General features: G+C 72.0%; 5 protein-coding genes. 1 reads left to right on the top strand and 4 read right to left on the bottom strand.

Annotated features, from left to right (window positions below; genetic code table 11):
- Nucleotides 1-47: 47 nt before the first annotated feature.
- Genes SACPADRAFT_RS0218700 through SACPADRAFT_RS0218685 form a run of 4 tightly spaced genes read right to left on the bottom strand, consistent with a single transcriptional unit; the run spans nucleotide 48 to nucleotide 3,977 of the window.
- Complete coding sequence (locus SACPADRAFT_RS0218700; RefSeq protein ID WP_007026326.1) at nucleotides 48-1,067, bottom strand: DctP family TRAP transporter solute-binding subunit; 1,020 nt, start codon at nucleotides 1,065-1,067, stop codon at nucleotides 48-50.
- A 48-nt stretch (nucleotides 1,068-1,115) separates the two neighbouring features.
- Nucleotides 1,116-2,390, bottom strand: a complete 1,275-nt coding sequence (locus SACPADRAFT_RS0218695) for a TRAP transporter large permease (protein WP_007026327.1) — start codon at nucleotides 2,388-2,390, stop codon at nucleotides 1,116-1,118.
- Nucleotides 2,387-2,953: a TRAP transporter small permease gene (locus SACPADRAFT_RS0218690; RefSeq protein ID WP_007026328.1), complete on the bottom strand. Its 567-nt coding sequence runs from the start codon at nucleotides 2,951-2,953 to the stop codon at nucleotides 2,387-2,389. Before SACPADRAFT_RS0218690 ends, SACPADRAFT_RS0218695 begins: the two co-directional genes overlap by 4 nt.
- The gene (locus SACPADRAFT_RS0218685; protein WP_007026329.1) at nucleotides 2,946-3,977 is read right to left on the bottom strand and encodes a zinc-dependent alcohol dehydrogenase; all 1,032 of its coding nucleotides are present in this window, start codon (nucleotides 3,975-3,977) and stop codon (nucleotides 2,946-2,948) included. Before SACPADRAFT_RS0218685 ends, SACPADRAFT_RS0218690 begins: the two co-directional genes overlap by 8 nt.
- Before the next feature lie 208 nt (nucleotides 3,978-4,185).
- Here SACPADRAFT_RS0218685 and SACPADRAFT_RS0218680 point away from each other — a divergent pair, with 208 nt between their 5' ends.
- The gene (locus tag SACPADRAFT_RS0218680; RefSeq protein ID WP_007026330.1) at nucleotides 4,186-5,211 is read left to right on the top strand and encodes a LacI family DNA-binding transcriptional regulator; all 1,026 of its coding nucleotides are present in this window, start codon (nucleotides 4,186-4,188) and stop codon (nucleotides 5,209-5,211) included.
- Nucleotides 5,212-5,347: the final 136 nt, after the last annotated feature.

The following is a 5,347-nucleotide window of genomic DNA, read 5'->3' as shown; positions in this document are numbered from 1 at the left end:
CGGGCCGGGCCCGCGGCGCGCGCGGGCCCGGCCGTCGGTTCCCCGGGTCACTCCGCGGACCCACGCACCTGCTCGTAGAGGCGCAGCTGCTCACCCGAGAGGTTGTCCATGAAGTACTCCTCCGCCCGCGCGGCGAAGGCCTCCCGGTCGACGTCGTCGACGACGGTCATCCCACCGTCGTTCTGCCACTGGTCGAGAATCTTCTGCTCCTCCTGCTCGATGCACTGCCGGTTCTCCGCCCGGGTCTCGTGCACCGTGGTGCGCAGCTGCTCCTGCTGCTCACCGGAGAGCTGCTGCCAGCGGTCCTCGTTCACCACGACCAGCTGGGAGCCGGTCTGGTGGCCGGACATGCTGACGTGGCTCTGCACCTCGTCGAAGCTCTGCGCGGCGATCGTCGGTACCGGGTTCTCCTGCCCGTCGATGACGCCCTGCTGCAGCGAGAGGTAGACCTCCTCGAACGCGACCGTGGTCGGGTCGGCACCGACCGCCTTCGCGTTCTCCAGGTAGATCGGCGAGTCCGGGTAGCGCATCCGCAGGCCCTCCAGGTCGGCGGGCTCGCGGATCGCCTGGTTGGCCGTGAAGTGCCGCATCCCGAAGAACCAGACGTCGAGGATCCGGGTGCCGGTCTCGGCGGCGAAGTCGTCCTTGAGCTGCTGGGCGGCCTCGCTGTCGAAGAACTCGAAGAGATGGTCGGGGCCGTTGAAGGCGTAGGCCATGTCCAGCACGCCGATCGGCTCGTAGGTCGAGGCCAACGCGGACGAGCCCTGCACGTCCATGTCGACATCGCCCTCCATGACGGAGGTGAACCGCTCGGTGTCGTCGCCGAGCTGGCTGTTCGGGAACGTCTCGACGGTGACTCCGTTGTCCCGGCCGTTCACCGTGTCGGCGACGGACTGGATGCCGCACCGGGTGTGCGGGTGTTCGGTGGTGTAGCTGTTGGCGAACGACAGGGTGAGGTCGCCGTCCCCACCGCCGCCGCCGGAGTCGTTCATCGCGGTGCAGCCGGTGGCCAGCAGGGCGACGGCGGGCAGCGCGGCGAGGGCACGGGGGATCTTTCGGGTCGGCATCGTTGCCTCCTGGTTTCCTGACGGGGACAGGGTGGTCGGGGACAGGGGTCAGAGCCCGAGGACGGTGGGCAGGAACGTGACCACGGACGGCACGAACGTGATCAACAGCAGCACCGCGACCAGCGGGACGAGGAAGGGTGCCGTGCCCCGGAAGACCTCGTGCACCGGCAGCTTCGTGACCGGGCTGAGGACGTAGAGCACGGCCCCGATCGGCGGGGTCAGCAGGCCGATCATCAGGTTGACGATCGTGAGCACGCCGAAGTGCAGCGGATCGACGCCGAACTGGACGGCGATGGGCAGCAGGATCGGCACCGTGATCATCAGTACCGAGGTGCCCTCCAACACCGCGCCGAGCAGGATGAGCAGGACGTTGACCAGCAGCAGGAACACGACCTGGTTGTCGGTGAGGCCGAGCATGAACTCGGCGACCGCACCGGGGACCTGCTCGCGGGCCAGGATCCAGGCCAGCAGCCCGGAGGCGCCCAGGATCAGGGTGATCGAGGCGGTGGTCGCCGCCGTGTCGCGCAGGATCGTCCCGAGGTCGCGCGGCCGCACCCTGCCGGTCGCGAAGCCGAGCGCCAGGACGTAGGCCGCACCCACCGCGGCAGCCTCGGTGGGGGTGAAGAACCCGCCGAGGATGCCGCCGAGGATGATGACCGGCGCGAGCAACGGCGCGATCACCCGCAGGGTGGCGGCGCGCAGGCGGGCCCACTCGAAGGGCTCCGCCTCGAGGTTCGACTGCCTGCGTGCCCACACGAAGACAGCCAGCGCCAGCCCGGACGCCAGCAGGAACGCGGGAACCACCGAGGCGGCGAACAACGCCCCCGTGGACACCGCCGCGATCGAGGCGTAGACGACCGCGGGGATGCTCGGCGGCATGACCGGGCCGATCAGGCTGGAGGCCGCCGTGATGCCCACGGCGAACCGCTTCGGGTAGCCCTTCCGCACCATCGCGGGCACCTCGACCTTGCCGAGCCCGGCGGCGTCGGCCAGGGCCGAGCCGCTCATCCAGGAGAAGCCGAGACTCACCCCGATGTTGACGTAGCCGAGGCTGCCCCGGACCCGCCCGATGAGCGCCTGCGCGAAGTCGAACAGCCGGTCGGCGATGCCCGCGTGGTTGGCCACCACGCCGACCAGGATGAACAACGGGACGGCCAGCAGCGGGAAACTGTCGATCGCCCCGGTGACCTCCCGCATGCTCAGGCCGACCGACTGGCCGTTCAGGGTCACGTACGTCAGGCACGGGCCGAGCAGCGCGAACGCCACGGGCACGCGCAGCACCAACAGCGCGATGATCGCCACCGCGAGAAGCGTCATGCTCATGCGGGCTGCTCCTCTCCGGACGGTCGCGGCGGCGCGACGACGGCCATCGCCGAACGCACGGTGGTCAGCACGAGCCCGGCGAGCGGAATGACGTAGAAGTAGTTCATCGGGATGCCCATCGCGGGCGAGCTCTGGCCGGTGGGCTCGACGACGAGGACGAACGCCTCGTAGGCGAGGTTCACGCAGACGACGGCGACCAGCACGTTGGCGAAGATCAGCACGAGCCGGTGTACGCGCCCACGGACCGCGTAGTCGATCAGCTTGAGCGTGACGTGCTCGTCCCGGCCCATCAGGTAGCCGGCCATCGCGAAGGTCAGCCACACCAGGCCGAACCGGGCGAGTTCCCCGGTCCACACCCAGCCGCCGGTCGGCAGGTAGCGCTGCACGGCCTGCACCAGCATCAACGTGAAGATCGTGACCAGCATCAGCCCGCCGACGACGGCCTCGGCGGCGGAGAGCGCGCCGGACACCCGGCGCACCAGCGTACGGACGCCGCCCTCCCGCGCTGTCCCGTCGGGTCGCGCCGTCCCGCCCGGCCGCGGGGGGTCGGTGTGTTCAGCCATTCCGGTCCTCCTGCCAACCGGTGAGGTCGATCCAGGACTTGCCCGGCACGGTCCGCGCCCCGGCGAAGGCCTCCGCGGCGGCGTCCGGTGTCGCGGTGTGCCGGAGGACGTCCGCCGGAGCGAGGACGCCCGCGGCGACGGCGTCCACGGTGTCCCGGAAGTCCTCCGGGTGGTCGTAGATCAGCGACCCGCGCAGGGTCACCTGCCGTCGCGTGAGATCGGCCGTGGTGGCCGACACCGTGCTCCCGCTCATGCCGATCAGCACGACCGAGCCGGTGGGGCGCACGGTGCGCAGCGCCAGATCCCAGGTGTCGGCGAGGCCGACGGTGTCGAACACGACGTGGAAGCCGTGTGCGGCGTCCGCGGTCCGCCCGGGGTCCGGGACGTGGTCCCGGGGGAGCCGGTGCGCGCCGAGTTCCTCGGCCAGCGCGGTCCTGCCGTCGTGCGGTTCGCTGACGTACGGCCGGACACCGAGCGCCCGCAGTGCCTGACAGACGAACAGGCCCTGGGATCCGGCCCCGACGACCAGGCACCGGTCGTCCGGGCCCACCCCGGAACGCCGGGCGGCGGCGCGGGCGACGGCGAGCGGCTCCAGACACGCCAGGGTCGCATCGTCCACGGTGTCCGGGACCGGCCGGGCGAACCGCGCGGGCACCGCGACCCGTTCGGCGAGCAGTCCGGGGAGGTTCATGCCGACGATGCCCCGGTCCGGGCACGCCGAGGTCGCCCCCTCCGCGCAGGCGGCGCAGGACAGGCAGCCGTAGTTGGGTTCGACCACCACCCGCTGTCCCGGATACCGGTCGGTGACTCCGGGGCCGACCGCGACGATCTCGCCGCCGCCCTCGTGCCCCATCACCCACGGCAGTTCGGGGGTGGCCCGGTGTCCGTCGTAGACACCCAGGTCCGACCCGCACAGCCCGACGGCCCGCATCGCGACGAGGACCTCGCCCGCGCGGGGTTCGGGCTCGGGCCAGGTGTCGACCTCGCGCACCTGCCCCGGGCGGGTCAGAACGATAGCCCTCATCAACCGTGTCCCTCTCGACGTCGTTGTCCGTCTGTCCGCCGCGCCGGCGCGCGGCCACCGGACCGCAACACACCCGGTCGGGGGCCGCCGGGCGAAGTCGCAGCAGACCCTAAGCAGGCGGACAACCGGATGACAAGCGGTTGCCATATGTTGCCATTCCGGCCTATGCTCGGCACCGCCTGCGGATCAGACGGAGCGGAGTACTGCGGTGGCGCACAGTGACGGACGGCGTCCGACGATCTACGACGTGGCCCGCGAGGCGGGGGTGGCGACGTCGACGGTCTCCCGGGCGCTCGCCAGGCCGGGCCGGGTCAACGCCCGCACCCGGGACCACGTCCTCCAGGTGGCCGAACGGCTGGGTTACCGGACCAACCCCCTCGCGCGGGCGCTGCCCTCCGGGGACACCCGGACGGTGGCGTTGTTCGTCGCCGACATCACCAACCCGCACTTCTTCGGCATCATCCGGGGCGCCGAGCAGCAGACCCGCGCGGCCGGGCGCACACTGATCCTCGGCGACACCGAGGAGTCGCCGGACCTGGAATCGGGCAACGTCGAACGGCTCAGCGGTTCGGTGGAGGGCTTCGTGATCGCCGCGAGCCGGATGTCCGACGGCCAGATCCGCGAGCTCGCCTCCGCGCACCGGCTGGCCCTGGTGAGTCGCCGGGTCGACGGCCTGCCGAGTGTGACCGTCGACCACGAGGACGGGACCCGGCAGATCGTCGAACACCTCGTCTCGCTCGGGCACACGTCCCTGGCCTACCTCGCCGGGCCGCGCCGGTCGTGGCTGGCCGCCGAACGGTGGCGGGTCATCCGGGAGACCGCCGACGAACTCGGGGTCCGGGCGATGCGGCTCGGCCCGTTCCCCCCGGCCGTGGAGGGGGGCGCCGCGGCGGCGGACGCCACGCTCACCCGGGACGTCACCGCGGCCGTGGCGCACAACGACCTGATGGCCATCGGCATGCTGCGCCGGTTCGCCGCCCGCGGCGTGCGGGTGCCGGGCGAGCTCAGCGTCGTCGGCTACGACGACATCTTCGGCGCCGACTTCTGCTCGCCGCGGTTGACCACGTTGGCCGGGCAGTTCGACGAGGCCGGGCGGGTGGCCGTGGACCTGTTGTTCGACGGGCATCCCCGGTCGGCCGCCGAGGTGGTGCTGCCGTCCCACCTCGTGGTCCGGGACTCGACCGGGGCCGCACCGCGTACGGCGCCGGGTCGGAGCGGGGCGGTGCGCACGTGAGCCCCCGCATCCACGCGGTACCGGTGTGGCAGGGAGCCACCTGGGCGGGCGCCGCGATACGGCTGACGTCCGGGTGCTCCGCCCTGGCCGGGCTCGTGGGTGAGGTGCTCGGCCGCGGTGGCGGTGGCCGTGACGC

Origin of the sequence: Saccharomonospora iraqiensis subsp. paurometabolica YIM 90007, from assembly GCF_000231035.2 — a bacterium.
Classification (GTDB): domain Bacteria; phylum Actinomycetota; class Actinomycetes; order Mycobacteriales; family Pseudonocardiaceae; genus Saccharomonospora; species Saccharomonospora paurometabolica.
The sequence above is the reverse complement of the archived record's forward strand: the minus strand, read 5'-3'. Positions and strand labels throughout refer to the sequence as shown.